The 25446-nt window shown below is 34.2% G+C and carries 23 protein-coding genes and 2 tRNA genes; 13 read left to right on the top strand and 12 right to left on the bottom strand.

The annotated features are described in order from the left end of the window. Nucleotides 1–16: 16 nt before the first annotated feature. The 5 genes from pgsA to NZ853_02365 all read right to left on the bottom strand — a co-directional run bounded on the left by pgsA (nucleotide 17) and on the right by NZ853_02365 (nucleotide 6818). Entirely contained in the window at nucleotides 17–715 is a 699-nt protein-coding gene (gene pgsA / locus NZ853_02385) for a CDP-diacylglycerol--glycerol-3-phosphate 3-phosphatidyltransferase (GenBank protein ID MCS7204524.1), read from the bottom strand. Continuing rightward, nucleotides 712–2070 carry a MiaB/RimO family radical SAM methylthiotransferase gene (locus NZ853_02380; GenBank protein ID MCS7204523.1) on the bottom strand — a complete coding sequence of 453 codons (1359 nt, stop codon included), beginning with the start codon at nucleotides 2068–2070 and terminating at the stop codon, nucleotides 712–714. The genes pgsA and NZ853_02380 overlap by 4 nt, the downstream gene beginning before the upstream one ends. Nucleotide 2071: 1 nt before the next feature. Further along, nucleotides 2072–3148: a helix-turn-helix domain-containing protein gene (locus tag NZ853_02375; GenBank protein ID MCS7204522.1), complete on the bottom strand. Its 1077-nt coding sequence runs from the start codon at nucleotides 3146–3148 to the stop codon at nucleotides 2072–2074. 3 nt (nucleotides 3149–3151) lie between these two features. Continuing rightward, nucleotides 3152–3835, bottom strand: a complete 684-nt coding sequence (locus tag NZ853_02370; GenBank protein MCS7204521.1) for an outer membrane lipoprotein carrier protein LolA — start codon at nucleotides 3833–3835, stop codon at nucleotides 3152–3154. A gap of 82 nt (nucleotides 3836–3917) precedes the next feature. Beyond that, on the bottom strand, nucleotides 3918–6818 hold the full coding sequence (locus NZ853_02365) for a DNA translocase FtsK (protein ID MCS7204520.1): 2901 nt from the start codon (nucleotides 6816–6818) through the stop codon (nucleotides 3918–3920). A gap of 101 nt (nucleotides 6819–6919) precedes the next feature. Here NZ853_02365 and NZ853_02360 point away from each other — a divergent pair, with 101 nt between their 5' ends. The 6 genes from NZ853_02360 to NZ853_02335 all read left to right on the top strand — a co-directional run bounded on the left by NZ853_02360 (nucleotide 6920) and on the right by NZ853_02335 (nucleotide 12222). Continuing rightward, the gene (locus NZ853_02360; GenBank protein ID MCS7204519.1) at nucleotides 6920–7759 is read left to right on the top strand and encodes a hypothetical protein; all 840 of its coding nucleotides are present in this window, start codon (nucleotides 6920–6922) and stop codon (nucleotides 7757–7759) included. Nucleotides 7760–7831: 72 nt separating this feature from the next. Continuing rightward, nucleotides 7832–9265 (top strand): argininosuccinate lyase, encoded by a 1434-nt coding sequence (gene argH / locus NZ853_02355; GenBank protein ID MCS7204518.1) that lies wholly within the window; start codon nucleotides 7832–7834, stop codon nucleotides 9263–9265. Between the two features lie 9 nt (nucleotides 9266–9274). Further along, complete coding sequence (locus tag NZ853_02350; protein ID MCS7204517.1) at nucleotides 9275–9889, top strand: hypothetical protein; 615 nt, start codon at nucleotides 9275–9277, stop codon at nucleotides 9887–9889. Nucleotides 9890–9950: 61 nt separating this feature from the next. After that, nucleotides 9951–10514, top strand: coding sequence for an elongation factor P (gene efp / locus NZ853_02345; protein MCS7204516.1), 564 nt, complete (start codon nucleotides 9951–9953; stop codon nucleotides 10512–10514). Nucleotides 10515–10523: 9 nt separating this feature from the next. After that, the gene (locus NZ853_02340) at nucleotides 10524–11669 is read left to right on the top strand and encodes a hypothetical protein (protein MCS7204515.1); all 1146 of its coding nucleotides are present in this window, start codon (nucleotides 10524–10526) and stop codon (nucleotides 11667–11669) included. Nucleotides 11670–11679: 10 nt separating this feature from the next. Beyond that, nucleotides 11680–12222 (top strand): TIGR00730 family Rossman fold protein, encoded by a 543-nt coding sequence (locus NZ853_02335; protein MCS7204514.1) that lies wholly within the window; start codon nucleotides 11680–11682, stop codon nucleotides 12220–12222. Here NZ853_02335 and NZ853_02330 read toward each other — a convergent pair. From NZ853_02330 to NZ853_02310, 5 genes are all read right to left on the bottom strand, one after another. Beyond that, nucleotides 12219–12407 carry a hypothetical protein gene (locus NZ853_02330; GenBank protein ID MCS7204513.1) on the bottom strand — a complete coding sequence of 63 codons (189 nt, stop codon included), beginning with the start codon at nucleotides 12405–12407 and terminating at the stop codon, nucleotides 12219–12221. The genes NZ853_02335 and NZ853_02330 overlap by 4 nt on opposite strands. A 2-nt stretch (nucleotides 12408–12409) precedes the next feature. Then, on the bottom strand, nucleotides 12410–14050 hold the full coding sequence (locus NZ853_02325; GenBank protein ID MCS7204512.1) for a caspase family protein: 1641 nt from the start codon (nucleotides 14048–14050) through the stop codon (nucleotides 12410–12412). A 44-nt stretch (nucleotides 14051–14094) separates the two neighbouring features. Further along, on the bottom strand, nucleotides 14095–14478 hold the full coding sequence (locus NZ853_02320) for a hypothetical protein (protein ID MCS7204511.1): 384 nt from the start codon (nucleotides 14476–14478) through the stop codon (nucleotides 14095–14097). Then, nucleotides 14438–14860 (bottom strand): flagellar export chaperone FliS, encoded by a 423-nt coding sequence (fliS, locus tag NZ853_02315; GenBank protein MCS7204510.1) that lies wholly within the window; start codon nucleotides 14858–14860, stop codon nucleotides 14438–14440. The genes NZ853_02320 and fliS overlap by 41 nt, the downstream gene beginning before the upstream one ends. 90 nt (nucleotides 14861–14950) lie before the next feature. Further along, complete coding sequence (locus tag NZ853_02310) at nucleotides 14951–15841, bottom strand: undecaprenyl-diphosphatase (protein MCS7204509.1); 891 nt, start codon at nucleotides 15839–15841, stop codon at nucleotides 14951–14953. A 111-nt stretch (nucleotides 15842–15952) separates the two neighbouring features. Here NZ853_02310 and NZ853_02305 point away from each other — a divergent pair, with 111 nt between their 5' ends. From NZ853_02305 to NZ853_02295, 3 genes are read left to right on the top strand one after another with little or no spacing between them, the layout of a single operon-like run. Continuing rightward, entirely contained in the window at nucleotides 15953–17431 is a 1479-nt protein-coding gene (locus tag NZ853_02305; GenBank protein ID MCS7204508.1) for a M14 family zinc carboxypeptidase, read from the top strand. A 17-nt stretch (nucleotides 17432–17448) separates the two neighbouring features. Beyond that, complete coding sequence (locus tag NZ853_02300) at nucleotides 17449–18069, top strand: ribonuclease D (protein MCS7204507.1); 621 nt, start codon at nucleotides 17449–17451, stop codon at nucleotides 18067–18069. An 8-nt stretch (nucleotides 18070–18077) separates the two neighbouring features. After that, a complete protein-coding gene (locus NZ853_02295; protein ID MCS7204506.1) occupies nucleotides 18078–18545 on the top strand; it encodes a hypothetical protein in 468 nt (155 codons plus the stop codon). Here the strand turns inward: NZ853_02295 and NZ853_02290 are convergent. Further along, complete coding sequence (locus tag NZ853_02290; GenBank protein ID MCS7204505.1) at nucleotides 18542–20422, bottom strand: acyl-CoA dehydrogenase family protein; 1881 nt, start codon at nucleotides 20420–20422, stop codon at nucleotides 18542–18544. The genes NZ853_02295 and NZ853_02290 overlap by 4 nt on opposite strands. 54 nt (nucleotides 20423–20476) lie before the next feature. On the opposite strand from NZ853_02290, the gene ispG reads away from it, so the two are divergent. From ispG to NZ853_02270, 4 genes are all read left to right on the top strand, one after another. After that, the gene (gene ispG / locus NZ853_02285) at nucleotides 20477–22531 is read left to right on the top strand and encodes a (E)-4-hydroxy-3-methylbut-2-enyl-diphosphate synthase (GenBank protein MCS7204504.1); all 2055 of its coding nucleotides are present in this window, start codon (nucleotides 20477–20479) and stop codon (nucleotides 22529–22531) included. A 91-nt stretch (nucleotides 22532–22622) separates the two neighbouring features. Next, a tRNA-Met gene (locus tag NZ853_02280) sits at nucleotides 22623–22694 on the top strand. A gap of 12 nt (nucleotides 22695–22706) precedes the next feature. Next, nucleotides 22707–22780 (top strand) — tRNA-Met (locus NZ853_02275). Nucleotides 22781–22849: 69 nt separating this feature from the next. After that, on the top strand, nucleotides 22850–24832 hold the full coding sequence (locus tag NZ853_02270) for a DHH family phosphoesterase (GenBank protein MCS7204503.1): 1983 nt from the start codon (nucleotides 22850–22852) through the stop codon (nucleotides 24830–24832). A 9-nt stretch (nucleotides 24833–24841) separates the two neighbouring features. Here NZ853_02270 and NZ853_02265 read toward each other — a convergent pair whose 3' ends face one another. Then, nucleotides 24842–25327 carry a cytochrome c gene (locus NZ853_02265; GenBank protein ID MCS7204502.1) on the bottom strand — a complete coding sequence of 162 codons (486 nt, stop codon included), beginning with the start codon at nucleotides 25325–25327 and terminating at the stop codon, nucleotides 24842–24844. Nucleotides 25328–25446: the final 119 nt, after the last annotated feature.

Here is a 25446-nt window from a genome sequence, read left to right as displayed (position 1 = left end):
CTCCTTTGTGTAAGTTTTATTTATAAGGTGGCAATAATAGCTTGTAGTTTGTAATTAAATACCGTAAACCAGAAATAATAGTTATAATAGTTGTAATAAACATCAAGTAATATGGTACAAATGATGACAAAATCCAAAATAAATCCGTATATTCCCCCCTGATAAAAGCAAGAAAGAATTCGTTTGCAATTTCAAAAGTGAAGTATCCTGCTTCTTTTTTTTGTAAGTAAATTTGATTGATGGTATCTCGTTGTTTGTAGGTAATTACTAAAAAGCTTAACAAAACCACAATGATACTGAACATCTGAAAGGCTGTTTTGACTTTTCCGAACACGGAAGTTTTCAAAGGAGTTCCTTTTCTAATTGCTAATGTCCTTAGAAGGGTTATTAGTAAATCCCTTGCAATGATGAATAACACCATCCAGAGCTCAACTTGTTGAGTCATGAACAAAAAAGTAATTAATGCTCCTACAACTAAAAATTTATCTGCTAATGGGTCTAGGAATTTTCCCAGTTCCGTTTGTTGATTCCATTTTCTCGCAATATAGCCATCAATCAAATCACTCAAAGATGCCCCAACAAAAATAATAAACCCCCATGTCCGATGAGTTTCCTCAGGTGAAACGATCAAATAGATAAAAATAGGAACCGATAAAAATCGAAAGTAAGTCAGTATATTCGGTATAGTAAATTTTTCTTTATTACGGAACTTCATAATAGCGCACCCACTTCCGAAAGTATCCTTCCAGTATAATCATAAGATACGAATCCCGTGATTTCAATAGGATAGAATTCTCCTAATTTAGGTGGTTCCTTTTTTTCCTGTTTCCATTGCTTGTAATCGAAGGAAACCACAACGATATCATCTATTTCTGGTGCTGATTGAGGTCTTCGAAAGTATAATTCATTGGGCTTGATTCCTTCCAAAAGGGAATAATATATTTTTCCAACATGATTTGACATTATGTCTCTTAGAATTTCGTTATAGAAGTTTTGAATTTCATTGATTTTATTCTTTATCTCTTTCCTGTTGATTTTACTAGAAAATTCATACGCTTGAGTTCCTTCTTCTGGCGAATAAGCAAAGAAAGTTAGATGTTCAATTTTGGTTTCTTCGATGAACCTTTGGATAAGTGCGATGTCATGAGCATCTTCTTCTGGAAAGCCAATCAAAAATGTAGTTCTGATTTCCAGATCCGAAAATAAATCCCTTGCCATTTGAAATAAATCTTTAAAAAACTCATAGCTCCCATAACGATTCATTTTCTTTAGAACCTTCTCTGATACATGTTGAATTGGACTTTCTAAATAAGGAACTATTTTATAAATTTTTCTTTTATGGATTTCCTTTAAGATCCTCATAGTTTTCTGATCTGGATACATATAGAGTAGTCGTATCCATTGAATCCCTTCGATTTCTTGAATCAACTCGAGAAGATCAACTAACTCATTATAGTGGCTTCCATAAGAATTTGTATCTTGACTGACTATGCAGATTTCTTTGATACCCGTTTGAGCTAAAAATCGAACTTGCTCTAAAATTGATTCTTTTTCAAATGATTGAAATTTCCCCCGAAACAAAGGAATAGCACAGAAAGCACAATTGCGATTACAACCTTCAGAAATCTTCACTGGTGCGTAAAACTTCTTCTTGGCTTTGAGGGTTTCCCAGAGCTCAACATAATCAGAAGGTTTTTGTATCTCCAAATGGAAATGGGTCTTTAGGATTTCCCCAGTTTTTCGATATTGATTGGTTCCAAAAAATAGGTCTATCTCCGGGATTTCTTCTTTGATTTCTTTTGAGTATCTTTCAGAAAAACAACCTACTACAATTACTTTTTGATCTTTGTTTTTCTCTTTGAGTTTTTCTTTTATTGATATGGCTCGGAAAATTTCTTGTATGGTTTCCTTTTTTGCCTCTTCGATAAACGCACAAGTATTGATGATATGAAAATCCGCATCATCAACGTGCTTTGCTTTAGAAAATCCTTCCATCAAGAGGGAAGTTTCAATGTCTCTGCTATCAGCTTCATTTTTTGGACAACCTAAAGTGGTTAGGTAATATTTCATTTTACTGAGCAATTTCTACTTTTTCATCAATTTTGTATTTTGTTGGATCTATGGGGTCTTGAATTTTAACAAAGGATAGCTTTACTATTTTGCCAGGAGGTCCTGCAATTTTTTGAGGCAAATCATCCCTTCGATAACGGACTCCCGCTCCGTTGCCTATTTTGATGTCCAAACGTGTATCGGCTTCTAAAATGCGCAAATCTCCCTGTTTTAAAAACATCCCACGAAAGTTTTTCCCATCAGAAACCCATTCCATATACGTATCTTGAATGATTTCTAAAACTACCACAATGGCTTTTTGAGTTACAAATTCTTTTGACTGAGCAGTTAACTCTACTTGCACAACTTCATCAAGAATTTCTTTTACAGTAATTTCGATTTGATTCTGATTCTGTTGAATTTCGGGTATGAGGTTGCTCAAAACTATGGTCTCTCCCTCGTTTCCTTGAAGATTATATTTTTGGTTTTTGTATTGAACCTCAAACCATACGTTTTTATTTTCTTTATCTAACTGGATTTGGTTCAAACAAAGTGATATCTTATCCAATCCAGCCACATTGATTTGATAGTTATATTCGAAATCCACATTGGAAAAATATGGCTTATCTGCAACAAGCTCAACTGTTCGCAACTCTCTTTGATCACAAGGAATCTGCTTCGATGTTGTTTCGAAGATTTTACTATTCTCTTGGAAAAAATCAATAAAATGATAAACCAACAAGACCAATAAAACCATAGCAGATATGAAAATGGCAATCTTTAGAATTAAACTTGAATTTTCGAAAAATGATGGTTTTGTTATCTGTGTAAGTTCTTTAATAGGTGTATCATTCGTCTGAACTCGGAGGTTTTTATATTCATTGATAATTTCATCAGGATTGAGACCCAAAAATTCCGAATAATTTCGCAAAAATCCAAGGACATAGGTCTCCGAAGGAAATACGCTATAGTCTTCTTTCTCTAAAGCTTCTATAAATTTTGGCGAAACGAAGATATGAGCATTTACATCTCTTAAGGTATACCCTTTTGCTTCCCGAGCTTTTCGTAATTTATCACCTAATTTACCAATACTTGCCATTGGTTATTCCTCCGACACTAAAGGGTTTAATACTACCCTTGCATTCTCTGGTGGTTGATATTGAAACAATTTGCCTTCAATCTCAAGCTGTGTTTGGATATTGGAAAATTCTATTGTCACTTTGGTTCCAAAACTTCCTTCTGCAATGGCTTTCTCGATAAAAAATGTTTTGGGATTCACAAATAATTTCATTTTCTCGTAGCCACCAATTTTGACCTTTTGTTCCAAATCCAATACGTAGTATTTTTTTCCATCAATTTCTTTGGGTTGTTGTATATCATCAAATTTATAGTGATATTTTTGAAATAAATGAGACACCCCCCTTCCTGGCATCACCGCAAAAATGGGTTTGTTGTCCTCGTTCTTTACTTGAAGTTGCAAATCCTGTTTCCCCACGAGGTTTTGTTTTCCAACCACTATCCAGAGGATTTTTCCATCAGATATCAAAAGATCCCCAGCTGGTTGATGGAATTCAAAACGAACACGTCCTCCTTTTTTGTAGTAAGCCACCCCCGAAGAAACTCTGTTTTTTGTGATGATTTTAAAATCAGCTCGATAATTTTCAAAGGACTCATATGTTTTGATGATTTCCTTCACCACCATTGAATGGGACATCCAATTGTGTGGTGGGTTCGAATAGAGGGAAAAACCAAAGAGAAAAACAAAAAATAGCACTTTCTTTTTCATAGAAACCATGACAAGAAATCACTGTATTCACTGTAAACTAAATCAATTTTTTTTCTTTTTTTCTTTCGTAAATCTTTTTCTTTTAATCTCTTTTTAGGATTTCTCTTGGTTTGTTTCCAACAGGAGGACTCAAATAACCTATTTTTTCTAAGTGTTCAATGATGTTGGCAGCTCGATTATACCCAATGCGTAATCGTCTTTGAATGTAGGATATGGAAGTTTTGCCTGTTTCTGTGATGATTTTCCATGCTTTGTCAATCAACTCTTCATCGATGCTTTGAATGTCATCTATCACTTCCTCGGGATTTGTATCGGGCAGTTCTATGAACTCTCCCGCATCGTACTTTTGGGTTTCTTTTACGATTGAATCAATTTCTTCTTCTGTGATGTTGGGTGCTTGAACGCGGATGGGTGTAGTGGATGCTGGAGATCGATATAGCATATCCCCTTTTCCTAAAAGGGTTTCAGCTCCATTTGCATCCAAGATAATCCTTGAGTCTACTTTTTGAGCCACCTGAAAACTTATCCTCGCAGGACAGTTCGCTTTGATTAATGCTGTGATTACATCCACTGATGGGCGTTGGGTAGCCAAAATCATGTGGATACCCACAGCTCGTGCTTTTTGAGTCAAACGAATCATGGATTCTTCAACTTCTTTAGGTGCCACCATCATCAAATCCGACAACTCATCAATGATGATAACAATATAGGGAATAATCCTACCCTTTATCGTGCCTTTCTGGATTTTTTCATTGTATGAGCGAATGTCTCGACACTTCATCAAAGAAAATAACTTGTATCGATTCTCCATTTCTTCGACTGCCCAATGGAGAGCTTTTTCCGCCAACTTCACGTCAATGATTACGGGATATAAAAGATGGGGGATTCCCTCGTAAAGCTTGAGTTCCACCATCTTGGGATCAATCATCAAAAAACGAATATACTCCGGAGAATATTGAAACAACAAAGAAGCTATAATGGAGTTAAGAAAAACCGATTTCCCTGAGCCAGTAGCTCCAGCAATCAAAAGATGAGGAAGCCTTGTTAAATCAATATAACGAGTCTTTCCTAAAACATCCTTGCCCAAAGGGATATTGATGTCTCTTTTCTTCGAGAAAAATTCCGAGTCTTTTTGGATGAGTTCTGATAAACTAACAAATTCTCTTGTGCGATTTGGAATTTCTATTCCTATCGTGCTTTTTCCGGGAATAGGAGCCACAATCCTCACAGAATGTGCTGCCAAGTTCATTCGGATTTCATCCTGAATCCCCAAAATCCGACTCACTCGAACTCCTGGTTCCAATCGAACCTCATACATGGTAATCATAGGACCACGCGTAGCTCCCACCACCTGTCCTTTGATACCATAATCCATTAAAACCTGCTCCAATTTCTTCCAGTTTTCTTGAACCTCATGCTGGAACTCCAAAGAAAACAAAGAAGATGTTTCCATCTTTTTCAAGCTTTGTAAAGAAAGTTTATAAATAGAATTTAATTTTTCACTAGACAAAATTCGACTTTGTAGCTCCTTGATTTTTTGTTGTATATTCTCTAATTGATTTGGCTTGGCTAATTCTTTTTCTGATTTAATTTCTATAGGAACTGGAACTTCTATGATTGCTTCAGTTTGATTTGATTCCTCCAAAAATATATTTTTCGCATTGGCTGGTTCGAGCTCCGATGATAGAGAAATTACTTCTTTTTGTGTTTCATACGATTTATTCGTTTGATCGTTTTGAACGTTTTTGTCCTGCACCTTTTCTTTAGCGACAATTTGAGTTGATACGGGTTTAGTTTCGATTTTTTGATTTGTGAATTCTTGTTTTAAATCTCTATGCTTGGGTAGTGTTGTAATCATAAAATTGAGTTCAGAATCAAAATCAATATCATCGAAGAATTTCGTGATTGAGTTTTCGTCATAATGAAAACTTAATTTCTTTGTGGTAAAGACAAAGCGATCTTTTTCGGGATCAAAAATGACATAAAAACTTTTCATAGGATGTTTTTCGTCATCATTAATATTATCTGTTGTGTTTTTTGATACCATCGCACTATAGTTTAAATTTTCTTTTGAGTTTTTATTCATCTCGTTTTTGTTTGTGGCATTGGTAGAAAGTGCTTGAACAACATTTTGATTGAATTCTTGGATTTCGTTTTTCGTTTTTGTCGTTTTTGAATCTTGGCTTTTGTTTTCATTATCGATTTCTCTTGTTATTTCTATTTCTTCTTCTTGATTCAGCTCCTCTAAAGGTATCAAATCTTGAAGGATATTTTCACTTCTACTTTCTGTTTGTTCTGATTTAATTTCCCAATCAAAAAAAGTTTTCTTTTCTTTTCTAACTTGGTTTTCTTGGTTTTCAGGGAGATTTTTATTGGTATCTCGTAAAGTCTGAAATTTAAAATCTTGTGGACGAAACAAAAGATTTTTTAACCAGACAAAATCCTTATTTTCGAATTTTTGAGCAATTAACTTCCAAAAACTTTTCCAATTCAAGCTTGGCAAACTACGGAAGAAAAGATAACTCACCCCTAAACCAAAAAAGAAAAATGCGAAAAACACAAATCCTAACTTCCCGAAAAGAAAAGAACCCAAATTATATAAATGCAATCCTATAAAACCATGATTTTCCCAACCAAAAACCTTCATCAAAGCACTACCAAAAATCAAAAATAAAAGCGTTCCCACAAATCCATTCTTTAAAACCTCAAGTTGCGATAGAAGATAACTTCTAATAGAAATAAGAATAAAAAAAGGTCCGATGAGGAAGCTCAATGTTCCAAACAAATCATAAAGAATGCGATTGATAAAATATCCAACAATACCTGAATGCTCTTGTAAGGATAAATCATTATTTAAAAAAAAATTTCCAATCAAAAGAAGCAGCCCCACAAAAAAAAACAAAAATTGAAATACACGAGAAGTTATATCTCCTGATTTTGTTTTGGAGGCGATCTCAGAAAGAAATTTTTCCCAAAGAATCATACTTTATTTTCGATATTTTTTGATAATAACGTAAAATGGAAATCTTAGCTTAATCAAAAAAATGAATTTACATATTTTTTGAGTTCTTATTTATAGAAACAATGGAATGGGAAGAATTTTATCAAGAATTATACCAACGTTTTCCACTACTTCTTGAAGTAAAAGATCAACTTGAGCTTTTTTGGAACGAAGCTCTTTTGAATTTAGATGCTGAGGATCAAAAAGCTTATCTGCAGTTTTTAGAACAATTTCAACCCAGAAATATAACTGAATTTATTTTGTTTTTCTACTTTTTACATTCAGGTTGTTTTTATATGAACCTGAAGTATAGGGATATTTCATTCAAAGAATTTGGGGTCATGTTTTCTTCTAAAGAAAATTTCTTCATCAAACAAAAAGAGTTTACTTTTGGGAAAATTCAAATCGTTCTTATCTTTCCACAAAGAAGTGATGAAATCCTACCCCAGCTCCTAAAGAAAGAATTTTACCCCACCATCAAAAGGATCATGGTTCGAAATCCGATTTTTTTATCATCCAACTACTTTGATTACATTGAAATAGCCATCGATTATATTGATAACATCATTAAACCATATTTGCAAAAAAATATTCCTGTCTGTATTTCTCACTTCAAGTTTGAGCAACTTCAAAAGTATACTCAAAACATTCGGATTTTTGGACTACATGAATTGGTTCTCGAAATCGACAAAGTAATCCGTTCAAAATTCAAAAAACGAGATATTGGAATAGCGTTGTCATATGATTCCTACCTCGTCGTTTCCGTTAATGCAAGGAAAGACGTTATTTATCAACGATTTAAAAATCTATTTATCGAAGTATCCCATGTCTCTCACTTGGTTTTAGATTATGAGTTATTTATCGAAGAGTTATCATCACCTAATGATTCTGTTAGAGAAGTGTTATTAAAGCTCAAGGTTTAGTTCTGTTTGATTTTCGATGTCGTATCATTAATTTTGATTTGACATTGGTTTTTAAGTATCGAAATTCAAAGAATGTCAACAAAAGAAACTTTATGGAAAGGAAGAAGTGAGGGAAAACTCCATCCTCTTTTAATTAAGATTGGAGAGTCAATCTCTTTAGATATAAAACTTTATCGAGAAGATTTAAAAGGTTCGTATGCTCATGCAAAAATGCTAAAAAACATAGGACTACTTAGTGATGAAGAAGCTCATCAAATCCTCGATGGTTTAAAGAAAATTCAAAAAGAAATCGAAAATCAAGAGTTTCCGCTTTTTCCTGAGTTAGAAGACATCCACACCCATGTCGAAAATCGGTTAAAAGAACTGATTGGTCCAATTGCAGGAAAACTTCATACTGCTCGATCACGAAATGACCAAATCGCCGTAGATACCCACTTATTTGTAAAAAAGGTTTCTTTTGAAATTTTAAATTCTTTATATCGATTGTGCGAAGTCATAGTCTCTCGCTCAGAAGAGTTGATGGATGTGATCATGCCTTCATACACACATTTGCAGGTGGCACAACCAGTTCGTATGTCTCATTATTTGATGTCGTATTTCTGGATGTTTTTACGAGACATAGAAAGAATGATGTTTGCCTACCAACAAGCAGATCGACTCCCTTTGGGAGTGGGAGCAGTTGCAGGAGTAAACTACGAAAACGATCGAGAGTTTCTCAGAAAGGAATTAGGTTTTTCTGATTTTTATGAAAATTCCATGGATGCTGTATCAAGTAGAGATCATATTTTCAATCTTTTGTATGCTGTTGCCATGATTTCTCTTCATTTATCACGTTTGTGTGAAGAATTGATTTTATATAGCAGTGTTGAATTTAATTTTTTGGAATTTCCAGATGAACTCACAACAGGAAGTTCCCTCATGCCACAAAAGAAAAATCTGGATTTGGCAGAGCTCATTCGAGCAAAAAGTGGAAGGTTGATTTCAAATCTAAATACCCTCATGATTGTTATGAAAGCCCTGCCATTAACGTACAATCGAGACCTACAAGAAGACAGAAAACCACTGCTTGAGTCCGAAGAAGTGATCGATCTGATTGAAGCTACAATACTCTTGATATCCCACTTCAAAGTAAAAGAAAAAAATTTAGAGAATTCCTTACATCAAGGATTTGCCACGGCAACGGATTTAGCAGATGCTTTAGTCGTTGAAGGTAATCTTCCCTTTCGAGAAGCCCATCACATCGTTGGAATGTTGGTAAGAATTTGTGTTGAAAAGTCTTATCACTTAGGAAATATCCCAAAGGAAATCAGAAGTCAAATCCACCCTTTACTGGGAAATGATGAATTTTATTTTCGAGCCATTGACCTCAAACTAAGCACAGAAAAAAAGAAAAGTCGAGGTGGAACGTCACTATCGAGAGTAAAAGAACAAATACAGCTAGCCAAAAAAAGACTCACAGAAATCAAAAGTCAACTTCCAGAAAAACCCAATTTGGATCTGGACTAATTAGACTAAATGGAACAAATTGAAATCTACAAAGAAATATATAATAAACTTACAAACATCACTAAAAAAGAAGACATAGATCTCATCTTAAATGACATAGAAAACCTTCCAGAAAAAATTTCCGAGTCAATAATTCAATTTATTGAAGGTCTTCATAAACCATATTTGATGCCTCTGTATTTTTTATCATTATTAAGAATCACCAAGCAGACCATTCTTATCAAAAATGATCTCCTTAAGAATTATAATTATTACTTCCAAGTTTATCAAAGCTTACGAAAAAAAGAGTTAGAACTCATTACCGAAGAAGAAAAAGAACTACTCAACGAAATTAGCGAAACCCTATATAGATTAGATGAAATCAAAAGTAAATCAGAAAAAGCGATTAAAGAACTTTTATTCATCATAGCAAACGAGTCTAAAAAACAAAAGAAGTTCTTATCCCCCAAAGAAATGAGAACGAATGCATATTTTCTTTTCAAAATCAATGAAGAAAATTATTCTATTATCTATCCCCATTACGAAAACTTGATAAATCTTTTTTTATCCATGATTGATGAAAGAAAACTACAAAGTGGTTTGCTTCGACTTATCCAAAGAGTTCTACGCAAAGAAAAACTGTAAATCATCAAAATTCAAAAAAAAATATAGACATTCAATCTTATAACAAAAAATTGCATATTATATGATAAACCCAATTGATTTAAGAAAAGGAATGGTAATCAAAGTTGATGGAGAATTGTATACTGTTACTTTTTCTCAGTTTGTTAATCCTGGGAAAGGCAGTGCGTTTGTCCGAACTAAGATCAAACATATCAAAAAAGGGAACATTGTAGAAAGAACGTTTAAATCTTCAGAAAAAATTGAAGATGTGGAATTAGACAAACGAACTATGACTTATCTTTATAGAGAAGGTGATAATTTAGTCATGATGGATCAAAATGATTATGAACAATTCAACATCCCTGTTTCACTATTAGAAGATATTTTACAGTTCATCAAAGAACAAATGACGTTTGATATTTATTTTTATGAAAATCAGCCGGTGAGTGTTTCTCCTCCAACCTTCGTGGAATTAGAAGTAACTTATGCAGAAGAAGGTGTCAAAGGAGACACCGTTGGAACTGCATGGAAAAAGGTTCAAGTGGAAACTGGAGGCGAAATCCTAGTCCCCATTCATATTCGACAGGGTGATATTATCAAAATAGACTTACGAGATTTATCCTTTGTTGAACGAGTAAACAAATAGAGGTTTTTTATGTCTATCATCGAAAATCTTTTAAAAACTAAAGAGAAAAAAGTTTTTTTCCAAATGGGGGGACAAGGAAGTCCCTGGTATCGAGAACTAAAAAAAATATATGATACCCAAGAGTATAAAGAATTTTTCTTTCATTGCTTTGATTCTTTAAATGAGTTAAAATCACTTACATCGAATGCAATTGCAACTCCAAAAGGTATTCATCCTGAGCTCTGGCTTAAAGATGAGTCAACCCTACCTGAAGAAGATTATCTTTCTACTGCGGGTATTTCTTTGATTATGATTCAAGTAACACAATTAGCATATTTTGAGCAGCTTCGAACTAGATATCCTTTAGAAAAAATATTAGAAATTGTAGCCGGAGCTACGGGACATAGTCAAGGTTTGATCTCCATCACATTAGTTGCTCTGGGTCTAGATGGAAATGATTACTACGAAGCTTTGCGTTTTTATATGAAATACATTACTTATTTGGCGTTGAGATCACAGGAAGTTTTCCCTTATTTAGAGCCTTCTGAAGAAGACTTAAAGTTAGCCCATGAACTCAAGCTAAGTGATCCTTCCCCTATGGTAGCAGTTTTGGGATCCGATCATTCTACCATCAAACATTTAGTCGATGCTTTCAATCAAAAATACCCAGATGAGCCAAGAATCTATGTTAGTTTATACAACTCGCCAACAAATCGAATTCTTTCTTCGCATAGAAAATCACTTTTATTATTTTATAAAGAAAACCAAACTTTTTTTGCAGAACATAAGATTCGATACATCTTCTTAAAAACAACTTGCCCATTTCATAGTCCTTACATGGAAGAAGCATATATAAAATCATTAGAAGATGTAAGAAAACTTAATTTCTCTTATGACACCAAAGACTTTAAAATCCCCATATATACTTTTGCAACAGGTGAAGATTATCGAAATCATAGTGATCTTCTGAAAATCATGGGGAAAGATTTATTGATTAACACATTACATTGGGATAAAGCTATCCTTCCAGCTGTCAATCATCAAGTAGGATACATTATTGATTTTGGACCAGGGAAAACCAGTCAAAGGTTAACCACAGAAAATCTGGAACATTTTCAATCAAACATACCTGTTCTTACGATGTCTAATCCCAAAGAAGTTAAAGAAATTTTATAAATTTTTAATAATGAAAATTTGCGTTTTTTTAGGTTCTAAAACAGGGATGAATCCTATTTTTGGGAAAAAGGTAGGAGAACTATGCGAAGAAATTTCGAAACGAAAATTTGAGATTGTTTATGGTGGTGGTAGCATTGGATTGATGGGCTTGCTCGCTGATACTGCTATTCATTACGGTATTCCCATTTATGGTGTGATTCCTTCGTTTTTAGCTGAAAAAGAATTAGCCCATCAGAACCTCAATCAAACTATCTTTGTCAATTCCATGTCAGAAAGGAAAGAAAAAATGATCGCCATGTCGGATGCTTTTTTGGTTCTCCCCGGTGGAATTGGAACAATGGATGAATTTTTCGAAGTTTTTACTTACAAACAATTACGATTGATTGATAAACCGATCGCTATTTTGAATACAAGCGATTATTACCAAACCTTCAAAAAGTTTCTCGTCGAAATGGTGAAAGAAGGATTCTTAAACTTAGAAGATTTTGAGTCCCTGATCATTAGTGCATCAATCCCTTACATATTAGACAAGTTTGTTGAGTTTTATAGTTAATTGGTATTTGATGTTCCTCTTTTTTCTTCAATGACTTTCACTTCGGAGGTAATGTCTCTTTCTTTTCTCAGACCTTCCTTTTCGTCAACTACGTAATAATATTTTTTTTCTTTAGGCTTCAATAAGTATCTGATGACTCTATAAACCAAGTAAGCAATAACGATGTAAAGTATCCATCTTAGCATAATTATTCTCTAACATTTTTTTTGTTTAAAACTACGTCAACTTCTACAACTTCTCCGGCTCTCACTTTGATAAAGCGATTTTCCAAATCCACGTTCTCCAAGAAAGAAAGTTTTAATTGATAAAAATCACTGGGAGGTAAATTCAAAAACCAGAAAGAACCATTTTTTGTAGTTTTCATTTTGTAAATCAAGTTTGTTCCAGTGATGGTTGGCATCCAAACTTCATATCCTGCTAAGGGTTGTTCAAAATTCTTGTAAAACACTTTTCCTTTGATAGAACCATAATTTGCTAAGCTTACCACCACCATTTCTTTTGAAGTTTTGTTCTTTTCTACTCCAATGACTTTTTTTATCACGGGATAATCATCTGCTTCAATTTGAATCTCATGAACTCCTACAGGAACTTTTTTTATGATGATATATGCCACTTGATTTTTATAGACTTTACCTTGATATGAATACACTCCTAATGGTATTTCATCGTCTAATTTTTTTTGTAATTCTTTTTCGTCTAGCCACTGAACTTGATAAGGTAACTCATTACCTGAAACTAAGACACGGATTTTTCTTTCAACATCACCTATGCGATTTTTTTTTAAGATTTCCGTAGGATCCATCGTGTTTTGTCCAGCTTGACGACTCTTCAAAATCGTTGTTGCTATCTCGATTGTTCCATAGTTGCCTTGATCAATGACAGGTGGTTCTTCTTCTGTTATCGGTTCAACTATGACACTCGATGGAAGGTTGAGAGTTACTTCTGGTTGAGGACTTACAACAGTTGGCTTGGGTGGTGGAGGTGGAAGAATAGGTTTTAAATTCCCTGATACCAAGTACCCTGATGCATTCCCTCGTAATTGTGGTGTCTGCTTATGACGATACTTTTTTGCATGTTCGGTGACTTTGGGTGCCGCCCAAGTGAAAGCTTCGTAAAGAGTGACAGTTTTATCTTGATTCAAATCACCATTGGCAGGATTTAGAGCATTCGCAAAATAATATGTAAAAATTCCATGATTGATTTCTCCCCTGATTTCAATCGAAGTTTCATTGGAATCACTTGAACCAATCAGAACCGCATCTCGAAAATAAAAGTCTTGATCTGCATTTTGTATGACTATGCCAGGCGAATTCTCAGGAATGGGTATATCCCCCACACCACGAGTTTGACCTCCTTTTTTTACAATACCCCCAGAAAAACAACAATCAAACACCCAAACTACCTTGCCTCTGATACCCTTCATCCATTCATTAAGTTCCTTGTCAGAGATATGAGGGCGATGATACATAATTAAAAAGTTCCTGATACCATTCGGAGCTGTTTGATCCCGCTGGTAGGTTCCATGACCAGAGAAATAGAGAAAAATCACGTCTTCTTTATTGGATATTTTTGCTAACTCTTCCAATGCACTTTTTACATTAGAAGCAGTTACCATTGAGCCTAAATAGACTTTGGCTACATCATATTGTCCATACTGACGTAAAGATTGTTCCATCAGCTTAGCATCGGCTTCACATAAATCAAGAGGCAGGGTTCCTATTTCGTTGCCTTTGTAATTTGTTCCAAAAATCACTGCAATACGACGCCCTTCCGTGGCATACAAAGATATGGAAAAGAGTAAAAAAAGAAGAAAGTATTTACGAAACATCTTTTACCTTAAATTGCAAAATTGATTTTTATTTTTTTTTTAATTCACAAACCTTTTTCTTGCAAGTATTTTTTTATAACCAAATCAACTTGTTTCTGAAAATGAGCGTCTTGGAAAATTTGTTGATTTTGCTCCCAAATTTGAAGGATTTTCTTTTGGATTCGATAAATACGGATAATCAAGGAATGGATGAATTTTTCTTCATTTTCAGTTTGAGGAAGAAAATTTTTTAACAATTCATGAAACAAATAAGAGTATTCACTAATTAGCTTTTCTAATGATAATGCAGCTTCTATATTTTTTGACCTGATGCTCACATAGAAAACAATAAGTAATTCACGATATTTATAAAAGTTTTTTACTAATTCAAGATGGTGTTTTTTTAAATTATCCTGTGATAGAAAAACTTGCTGAAATTTTTCTTTCACTCGTAACGGGGTTAGTTTTAGTTGAAGTTTTTTTTGCCGCTTCTTCCCAAGCTGAACGTAAGGTAGTTAAATGATAAATTACTTCTTTAAGTATTTCTATATCTTTTTTGATGTTTCCTTCCAATAGTCGCTTTTTTAAATAGGCATAAATATTAAACAAGTTTCTTGCAATCTCACCACCTTCTTCTAAATTCAAAGATAACATTAATTCTGTTATGATATCTTGAGCCTTTATGATGTTGTTGTTAACAATATCGTATTTACGAAAATCCATATTATCGATAGCCACATTAAGGAAACGTATAGCACCATCATAGAGCATTAGAATTAACTTCCCTTGATCTGCGGTTAGAATCTCTGTATCTTTGTAGGAGTCATACATATTTCGTTGAGTTGCTTTCATCATATACCCCCAGTATTAAGTTATTTTGATTTTCGGTTTTCAAAGAGATTACTTTAAATTTTTTTTGGTTTATGGCTGAATCACTCCTAAGCCCAACAAAAGATAAATCAAAATCCCTAAAAAAATTCGATATACAACAAACACAAAGGTATTATGAGTTCTTAAATACTTCAACAATCCCGCAATAGCAATATAACTAAAAAAAATTGCGGATGTGAATCCCACAAACACTGAGTCCAATCCAAGAGCTCGGATTTCCTGCCAATCTTTGATCAATTCATAAAATCCTGACAATGCAATCGCAGGAATGGACAGCAAAAAAGAAAACCTCATGGCTGATTCACGAGTATATTGTAAAAAAAGTCCTGCCATCAGAGTCACACCCGAACGAGAAGCTCCAGGAATTAGCGCCAAAGCCTGAGCGAACCCAATCAAAAGAGAATCCCAAAGATTGATATTTTCTATGGTTTTTTTTCGTTTGCTAAAAACATCAGAAATCCAAAGTAAAATAGCAAAAAAAATCAAACTCCCACCAACTACGTAAAGAGAACGAAAAGGTCCTTTGATCCAGTCCTTCAACAAAACACCCAAAATGGATATGGGGATTGTCCCCATGAGCAAATAGAAAAGCATTTTTGCTTTGGGTGACCACTTTGGAATTGTAAGCAAAAAGTTTTTGACGTCATTTTTTTTCCATTCGTTTTGTAATTCTTCATAAGAAGCAAAAAAGAATTCTTTGAGGTCATTTCGAAAATAAACAAATAAAGCTACCAGACTACCTAATTGAATCACCGCCGTGTAAGCCGCACCCACATCAGGTAATTGAATAAAAGCAGGTAAAATTCGGATATGGGCTGTGCTCGAGATGGGAAGAAACTCCGCAATTCCCTGCACCATTCCCAATAAAAAAGAAATAGTCAAATCAAGCTCTTGCATGAAGTTCAATTTTTTTGTATCCACTTCCGAAACAAGAAATTGATTTGTTTTTTCATCAATCTACTTAATTTTACGTTAATAATGAAATCTTTTGGAATTTTGCTGTTTTTAGTGTTTTTTCTTTTTTCTTGCAGAATGTTTACATTAATTCCTGATCAAAATCAAAAAAGTGAACTCTTTTATACAGAAAATATTCATTGGTATCAATACTTTAAACTTTTTAAAGTTCCGAAGAAAGATTATGATTGGTTTTTGGATTTCGTCAAGGAGAACCGAATTTTTTACACTATATCAACAGAATTAGATCAGCATATTGTGATTAAAGTTCCCACTCAGTTTGAGAAAATTTTTCGTACTATTAACAGAATCGAAGAAATCAATGATTTTCCGTTTTTGTGGTGGGATACGGAATTAATAAAGAGAAAAAAATCAAAGGACATCACGTGGATCAAAAACGGCTACAAAGACTTTGAAAGCTTAGAAACGATTTTTCGATATTTAGAAAAAAAATATCCTTCTTCTGTGCGAATCTCTGTCTTAGGGAAATCCCACCAGCAAAGACCAATTTATTTACTTCATATTACTAATCATAATTCTGATTTTCCCTACAAAATACCCATTTACGTAAATTCCCTTCATCACGGTAATGAAATACTGAGTGTGGAATACGTTTTGGATCTTGTGTTTCTTTTACTTGACGAAGAATCAGTTCACCTTGTGAATCCACCCTCTCAGGTAATACAAAAGCTTTCGTTAGAGGAAAGAAAGGAATTTTTAGAAAAATTAGACATTTATCTTATCCCTGTTGTTAATCCAGATGGCTTAGAAAGGTTTTGGTATGAGTCCCTTCACAATGGGCGAAAGAACGGAAGAAATGTAGACCTGAATCGAAATTATCCTTTTCATTGGCATACTTCAGTGGTAAAAGCGAGTGATGTTGTTCCCAATTCCTATATGTATCGAGGAGTGGCTCCCGCATCAGAACAAGAGGTACAGCTCATTATGAACTTTCTGAAACAAAATCCCTGTAGTTTTGGCTTGAGTTATCATACTTATGCTAATAAAATCTTATTTCCTTATACAATTGACACCTTATGGAATCCCATTCCCGATCGAGCCCTCTATTTTGGGAAGAAATTGCTACACCAAGTAGTATCATTTCGAAAAAGACCCTATACTTTGACTCGTAAGCTCTATTCAGTTTCGGGCACAGATCAAGATTGGATTTTCAATCAAACTGGATGCATTGCCTACATCGTAGAAGGTTCTATGAATACACCTCCTTTTGAGGTGGCAAAATGGAGCATTGTTGGTAGTAGAAGGATTTGGTATAATCTTTTTCGAATTGCCATTGATGAACCAAGAGTAGAGATAGAATTTTTTGATTCCAACTATAAAATCATAAAACCAAAGATCCAAGTAAAAAACTTTTATTTCTTCGAGAATGAAGAAATCTCGAATTATTACAAAAACCGCTGGATTTTCTACTTAGGAAATGCAAAAAAACTCAACTTAATGCTGAGTTTTGGTAAAACCTTCCATAAAGAAATAGAAATCGAGTGTTCGAAAATTTGTAGAGAAAAAATGAATTTGACTATAAGGACTAATAAATAATAAAATAAATAAATTTTATGAACAGAGCTATTGTCTTCAAATATGACATCCCCGAAGAAGTCAAAAAAGAATTCGAACAACAACAACAGTTAGCAGTTGACTGCGAAATGATGGGTCTAAATCCCTATAGGGATAGATTATGCTTGATTCAGATTGCTTCTGAAAATGGGACATGCGCTATTGTTCAAATCGATGAAGAAAAGCCTCCTCAAAATGTCAAATCCATCTTAGAAAACGAGAAGATTGAAAAAATCTTTCACTTTGCTCGTTCGGATATTCTTTTTTTAAAGATGCGTTTAGATATCCAAGTGAAAAACATTTATTGCACGAAAATAGCCTCCCGCCTAGCAAGAACCTATACTGACAAACATGGACTCAAAGAAATTGTAAAGGAATTTTTTGGAGAAACCTTAGACAAAACCATCACCTCAACCGATTGGGGAAATCCAAATTTAACTGACGAGCAACTTCTATATGCCCAGAATGACGTGATTTATCTTTTCGAAATCAAAAGGATTTTGAACGAAATGCTTAAAAGAGAAAACCGATATGAGCTTTTTTTAAAAGCCATTGACTTTTTACCCACTCGCTTAGCGTTGGATATGCAAGGTTTCGTAGAAGATATTTATTCTCACTAAAAAACCTCATGAAAAGAGATATTTATATTCCGAAACAAACTTTTCCATGGAATTTTGTTTTTTTGAGTTTTGTGTTTTCTTTTTTGGTTATGCTTCTTGTTAATATTAATCTTTTTCGCATCTACGAAATAGAAAATCCTCTTAGGGAAGAAAAAACAATCTTTTATATCATTAATATTTTTTCCCGCGATTTTGAAGAAGACGATGAAGTGATTGCTAAAAAAAATGGTATCGTCATCGCTGGAAAGATTCTTATCAAAGGACCCGCTATCATAGAAATCAAAAACGATCGAATCCTCTATAATAACCAGGTCCAGTTTTTTAAAAATCCTTTACCAAAGGTGATCATGAAAAACCAAACCATTCAATTAAACGAAAATGAATTCTATCTTCAAAGCGAGATTACCCTTGATTCTTTCCTGATGGGGAAAATCACAAGAGAAGAAATAATCGGAAAGATACTTTTTTCATTTTAGTTTTTATTGCGCATACTAAAGTATGATATTACCTCTGATAGCAACCCCCAGTCTGAGTCTTTAAAATTCATGAAAACATATTCTTGCTGAAATAAAAATCGTAGTTCATTATAAAATTTCAAAAGATAAAAAAATTTTAAGTTTTCATTTTCTATCTTTTCTCTAAAATCAGAAAAAAGGTTTTTATTTAAATTTTCTATAGAATTTTTAGATTCACCGAAAAACGCATGTAAACCATCAAAATATAAATTTTCAGGTATCATAAAGTTGCATTCTCTTAAAAGCAAATAAAAACCAATGATGTAAAACAAGTTTGCAACAATTACAGGTTTATTTGCTTGTAGTAATTCTTCATCTTTTTCTATTTGATTCCATTCTTGTTTGAAGCCTTCCCATAGAGTAAAAAAAGTCTTTTTGTAGTTTTCATATTCATCGCTCTTGAGAGGAAATTTCCACCATGAAACTTTCAAAAATTCATCTTCTAATCTTTCTTGTATTTTTCGTTTTTTCAGAGCTCTTATGACATGCTCTTGTATGACGGGATGAGTTCCCTCCCAAGTTTCATTCACGATTGAGTCCATTAATAATCGCGGAAGGCAACTAAAATCCAAAAGAATTCCATTACCACCATGAAATAAAATTGCTTGCCTGATGATAGCTGTTGAGGTAATCGTTGAAATATATTTTAATAAAGGTGTTAGGAGTTCTGACAAGCTATCATTTTCTTCTTTTTCTATGAACTCAAAATTATAAAAGTTTGCCAAAGTAACTGTGATGTGTTTTAAGAGCATTTTTAGATACTCCCCTTTTGATTGAGAAAAATCAATTATCCTTTTTCCATAAGCTCTTCTGTGTGTGATATAGCTGTATGTTTCCATCAGGGCTCGCTGACTCATACCACTTGCTGCGATTGCCACATGCAAACGAGATACATTGATGATATACTTGATTAAATGATATAAACCATACTTTGGTTTTCCTAATTCTTCTGCGTATGTTTCCTGATAGATCGTTTCTACGGTTAATTTTCCTTTTGTTCCCATGATTTCTTTTTTTCTTGTATAGAAGAAATTATTGTAGTAACCATCAGGCTTGATTTTTGGGATCAAAAATAATCCAATGATATTTGTTCCTTCGATTTTTGCGGTAGTGACCCACAAATCACCAGGGTTTGAACAGAACCACTTCTCCCCAACCAAAATATATTTGGCAGGTTCCTCTGTTGTTGCTTCTTCAATTTTTTTAGCAATGGTTCGATTCGCTCCAACATTTGATCCCCCAACTCGCTCCGTGATGTATTGCCCACACATAAAATAACTTTTTGTATTTGGAGAAGTTATCATGGATAAATATCGTTTTTTCTGGGATGGGGTTCCCAACGATTTAAGGGCTTGAATCATTCCATCTGTCATTGCTATGGGACAGTTGACCCCAGCTTCACCATTCATATTGGATATATACGCCAACGACATTTTATGAAATAAACGAAAAGGATGTTTCCAATCATCGTGTTGATCTAGATTGAGTAATCCCCAATCGAAAGTGATTTTACGTATCAGATTTTGTTCGTATGAATATTCAATTTCGTTAATTACATCACCGCTTCTGTTGAATGCATTAATCTTTCCAATGTTTTCTTCTCTGTGGGCTATTTCAACTAAATGTTGTAACTCCGAGCCTGCGATTTCTCCAAATCCATAAATATGCTTCCAAACTGCAATTATATAGTCCGGAGAATACTGATTTTCTATGAAAAACCTTAAAAGGATACGCTTTAAGATTCTATCTTCTAAAAGGTAGTTTCGGTTTTTTATTCCTTGATAAGTCGTTAAGTCAAATGGCTCCAAGCCAGGATTGTTGTTATAGAGACTAAACATGCATCATATTGTAAAAAATGTTTTCATTGTCAAAAGGTTTTCTTTTTTGACTTTATGAAAAATACTTCTCTAATTGATATCAATAGCCACATCAAAGAGATTGTTCTTTCCTCAAAAAACATAAATTACCAAGGGAAATACTTCGATCATCCATTTGTGTATCAAAGATTTCCCACAAGAAAAGTTCGAGTCGGGAAAGTCTATCTTGGAGGTGATGAACCTATACGTGTGCAATCTATGACTACTACTCCCACTTTGGATATTGAAGCTACGGTTTTTCAAACCAAGAAGTTATTTGAAGCTGGATGTGAAATTGTTCGAATCACCACTAAAAACCCCAAAGAAGCAAAGGCTTTGAAAGAAATAAAAGAAAAACTTCTACAAGATGGTTATGATGGTCCTATTGTTGCTGATGTTCATTTTTCTCCTCAAACGGCGTTGATAGCCGCAGATTACGCCGACAAAGTAAGAATCAATCCAGGCAACTTTGTCGATACAAAAACCTTCGAAAAAAAAGAATATACTGACGAGGAATACGAAAAAGAAATAGAAAAAATCCATCATGCCTTCAAACCGTTGATCCTCAAACTTAAAGAACAAGGAAAATCCCTAAGAATAGGATGTAATCATGGTTCATTGTCGGATCGAATCATGAACCGTTTTGGAGATACTCCTGAAGGTATGGTAGAGTCTGTGATCGAATATATCAAGATCGCAGAATACTATGATTTCCATGAGATTGTGGTTTCTATGAAGGCTTCTAATCCCTTTATCATGATTCAAGCCTATAAAATGCTGATAGAAAGATTTCTCAAAGAGTCCATGAATTATCCCATTCATCTGGGAGTAACAGAAGCAGGAGATGGCAAAGACGGAAGGCTCAAATCCGCAGCAGGCATCGGGCTTTTACTTTTAGAAGGAATTGGAGATACCATCAGAGTTTCTTTAACAGAAGACCCCATCGAAGAAATCCCTGTTGCTAAAGCTATCATTCAAAGCGTAGAAAACATAAAAAAACAGAATCAACTTTTATATGAAACTTTGAAAGATTATCCTAACCTCAGTATTCACCAACCTTACGAAATCAAGAGGACGAGCAAAAACTACGAAATCCCACAGATTGGTTCTCAATACCAAGTGAAATGGGCTATCAACTTCCATTCCACTGAACTAAATGAAGAATTCATCAAAAACCTCACTTTGAATCCCCCAGATTATTTTATCTTGAAGAAAGAAGAATTCGAGAATTATAAAAATTTTATAAATAATTTCAACTTTAATCTCAAAATTACTCCCATTTTTGAAGTTTCAGTTCACGACAAAGATTACATCAAAAAAATTATAGCTGAGTTCGAGGAATGTGGTTTTTACCTCAAGGATTTTTCGTTTGATGATCATTTCGAGATTTTCTCTCTTTTTGAGAAAAAACACATTTTGATTTTGAATGTTTTATTTAGAGATTTTCCATCTCTTGATGTCATAAGAAGGACCTTCATGCACGTTCAATCTATATCCGAAAGATATTCTGTTGTGATTTCGTTTGAGTCTTCTTTTGAAATCGATTTGATTCGTTGGTATCGTTTTTTACGAACTGAACTTCGTGAACCACCTCCCGTCCTACTCAAGCTGAATATTACGAAATACAGAAACCTCAGTGAAGATGATTTGATTGCATACATAGGGATTTTAGGTGCAGGTTCAATTTACTCAAGCATAGGGGATATTCTTTGGGTAGAAAGTGATCGTATGGAGGATAGCTTTGTTTTTGGTACGGATGTTCTTCAAATTACACGATTACGTTTATCAAGAGCTGATTTCATTAGTTGTCCGTCTTGTGGCAGAACTTTGTTTGATTTACAAATCACGACCCAACGCATCAAGGAACTCACACAACATCTCAAAGGAGTTAAGATTGCGATCATGGGCTGTATCGTCAATGGTTTGGGAGAAATGGCAGACGCTGATTTCGGTTATGTTGGAGCATCTCCGGGAAAAGTAAATTTATACCGGGGAAAAGAGCTGATCAAAAGAAACGTCCCAGAAGAAGAAGCTCCACTCGAATTAGTAAGATTGATTCAAGAATCAGGCAAGTGGATTGATCCTTCATGAATTTATAAATTAATCTTTAATTCTGAATGTGAATAAATGAAATTTTGAGTTGACAGGATTCGAATGATCGATTTTATGTCTTAACTAAGATCGCGCGGTAGAGCAGTGGTAGCTCGTCGGGCTCATAACCCGAAGGTCGTAGGTTCAATTCCTACCCGCGCCATTTTTTTTACTGGGCGGCGTAGCTCAGTTGGTTAGAGCAGCGGAATCATAATCCGCGTGTCCGGGGTTCGAATCCCTGCGCCGCTAAAAATACAAAAATTCTTATTTTCATAGATTTTTTCTTTTCAACATCTCTTCAGAAATTTATTAAGGAATATGTCCTTTGCAAAACTCAAGATACTAAAAGATTTATTTCTGATTCCTGAGTATCAGCACCTACATAGCCATGATTTTTTTTCCCAAAGACTTTTGATATATAGTCCTTTGTACTTACCAGACATCGAAAAAGGATTCATAAAGCTAAATCACGCAATTTCGCATAATAAAAAAATTTTCATTTTTGGGGATCGGGACGTTGACGGCGTGACTTCGACAGCCATGATTTATGACTATCTTAAATCACAGTATCCACATTTAGATATTGTCTATAAGAATTCAAAAGATAGTGATGTTTATGGCATCTCCGTAAAAACGATTTCTCTGATTGAAGAATTCAAACCTGATTTGGTGATTTTTTTGGACATGGGGAGTTCTCACTTACATGTAGTCCAAAAGCTGATCGAAAATCATATTGATGTAATCATTATTGATCATCATATTCCACAAATCACAGTTCCTGATAAGGTCTTAGAACAGATTGCTTTTATTAATCCCCATCTTTCAAAAGTAGTTTTAGAAAACGAAAATAAGATTTCCACTTCTGGTCTAAGCTTAAAGTTCATTTTATTTTTTGAGTTATACAAGGCATCAGCTCTCGAAAGGATTCTTGTTTTCCAGTATAAAAACTTCTTTCATGCCTATCAAAATGGATTCTTTTTAGGGAAGTTCTCAAGCCTAAATGAAATCAAAGATTTTCATCATCAACCCATCAAAAAATACACTAAATATAGAATTTCTGAGATTTCTCAATATTTTCCCGAAGTTCTTCGTGATGACTTAGAAGACCTATTTTTCGATAAACCCCTTGAGTTCGGAAAATACCTCACTTGTTTATCCATCGAGCTACGAAAAGAAATCTTAAATGTCTTTTTGAAATATTCAACTTTAGCAGCGATTGGGATGATTGCCGATCAAGTTCCCCTCATCGGAGAAAACCGAACCATCGTAAAAGCCGGCTTGGGATTACTTGATTACAAACCAACCTTTTTAGAAGGACTCGTAGGATTAGCTCAAGGATTAGGAATCAACCTAGAAGCACTGTCATCAAAAGATATGAATTGGAGTATTGTGCCGGTTCTCAACGCAGCAGGAAGAATAGGAGAAACCGAAAAAGCCGTTGAAATTCTTTTAGAAAAAAATATATTGTCGGCATTAGAAAAAACACAAGTTCTCATTCAATTCAATCAACAAAGAAAAGAAAGAACGAAGAAAAATTTAGAGATTTTAGAGAATTCTCATAATGAACTCCAAGAAGAAGTCGGTTTTGTTTTATTCTATCATCACGAATTAGAACCAGGTGTCTCGGGTATCTTGGCGACTCGACTGGCAGAAAAATATAAAAAACCAGCGATTTGGATCAATCCTGATGGAGAATTCGCAAAAGGTTCAGTTCGATCATGGAATGGTGTGAATGTTTTAGAAATGCTTCTACCCCTTAAGAATTTGTTTGTTGACATTGGTGGTCATGCCGATGCCGTGGGTTTTACCATCACCTATGAAAACATCCCAAAGTTAAAAGAACGGCTAAAAACGTTAACTCAAAATTATTATCCTGGACTTCATTTAGAAAAAAAGCAAGGTTATAAAAACTACTTTGAACTTAGTATCAGACCAGACCAATTAGGAGAGGAACTATTAAACGATATTCGTCTTTTAGAACCTTTTGGTAATGGTAATCCTGAGCTTTATTTTGTTTTGAAAAGCGTTCGAATCAATAATCCTGAAATTTTTAGTCATAAACACTTGAAGTTCAAAGTATTTAATGCATCTGATTCGATTGAGTTTATTTTATGGAATGCCTTCCCTATCATCTTTGAAAATAACTTAGATGAGTTTTCTAAATTTCGCTGGGATATTACAGGAATGTTTGAAAGAAACATCTATTTCCCTACTTATTCCAATTGTGCTTTTCGTTTTTACGTTAAATCGTTGATAAAAAAAGAAAGTGTTGATAGTGTTTTGGATGCTATATTAAAATAAAAGGTCCCCTTATTGAGTGGGGACTGCATCTCTTTCAATCTTTGGATTTTTAGAAGAAATGTAATACAGAATACTCCAAATTTGTTCTGATGTAAAATCCAATCGTCCTCCTTTTGCAGGCATGGGGGGATTTCCATTGGGTATACCATTCCAGACTAATTTGAATAGATGGGTTTCTTTAGCAGGTGGATTTCTCCATTCATTATCAATCAAATTAGGTCCGACAGCTCCTTTCATGTCTGCCAAATGACATGCAGCGCAGGCTTGCTCATAGAGAATTTTCCCTTGCGCAATGACAGCTTCCGTTCGTTGAGGAACAACCATATCAAACTTGGCTTTCACGATATAAACACCAGCTTCCTCTTTATATTTCAAAGATACATCTTTGCTTGAAAAAAGTGTGCCAAATGCACCTACGATCAAACCGAAAACAAAAATACCCACAGCAGGATAAATGATCCATTCTGGAATGGAAAAAGTTTTGTTATCTTTCATTGATTATCTCCTATATATATTTTATATATATTTTAGCGATAAAATTTTCCTTCGAAATCCATTTTTCTCTTACCAAGATAAGATAAAAACTCAACCAAAGCCTCTCCTTTCGTTCGCTC

The sequence above is a fragment of the Leptospiraceae bacterium genome (genome assembly GCA_025059995.1).
GTDB lineage: Bacteria > Spirochaetota > Leptospiria > Leptospirales > Leptonemataceae > SKYB61.
This window is presented reverse-complemented; position numbering and strand designations above follow the sequence as displayed.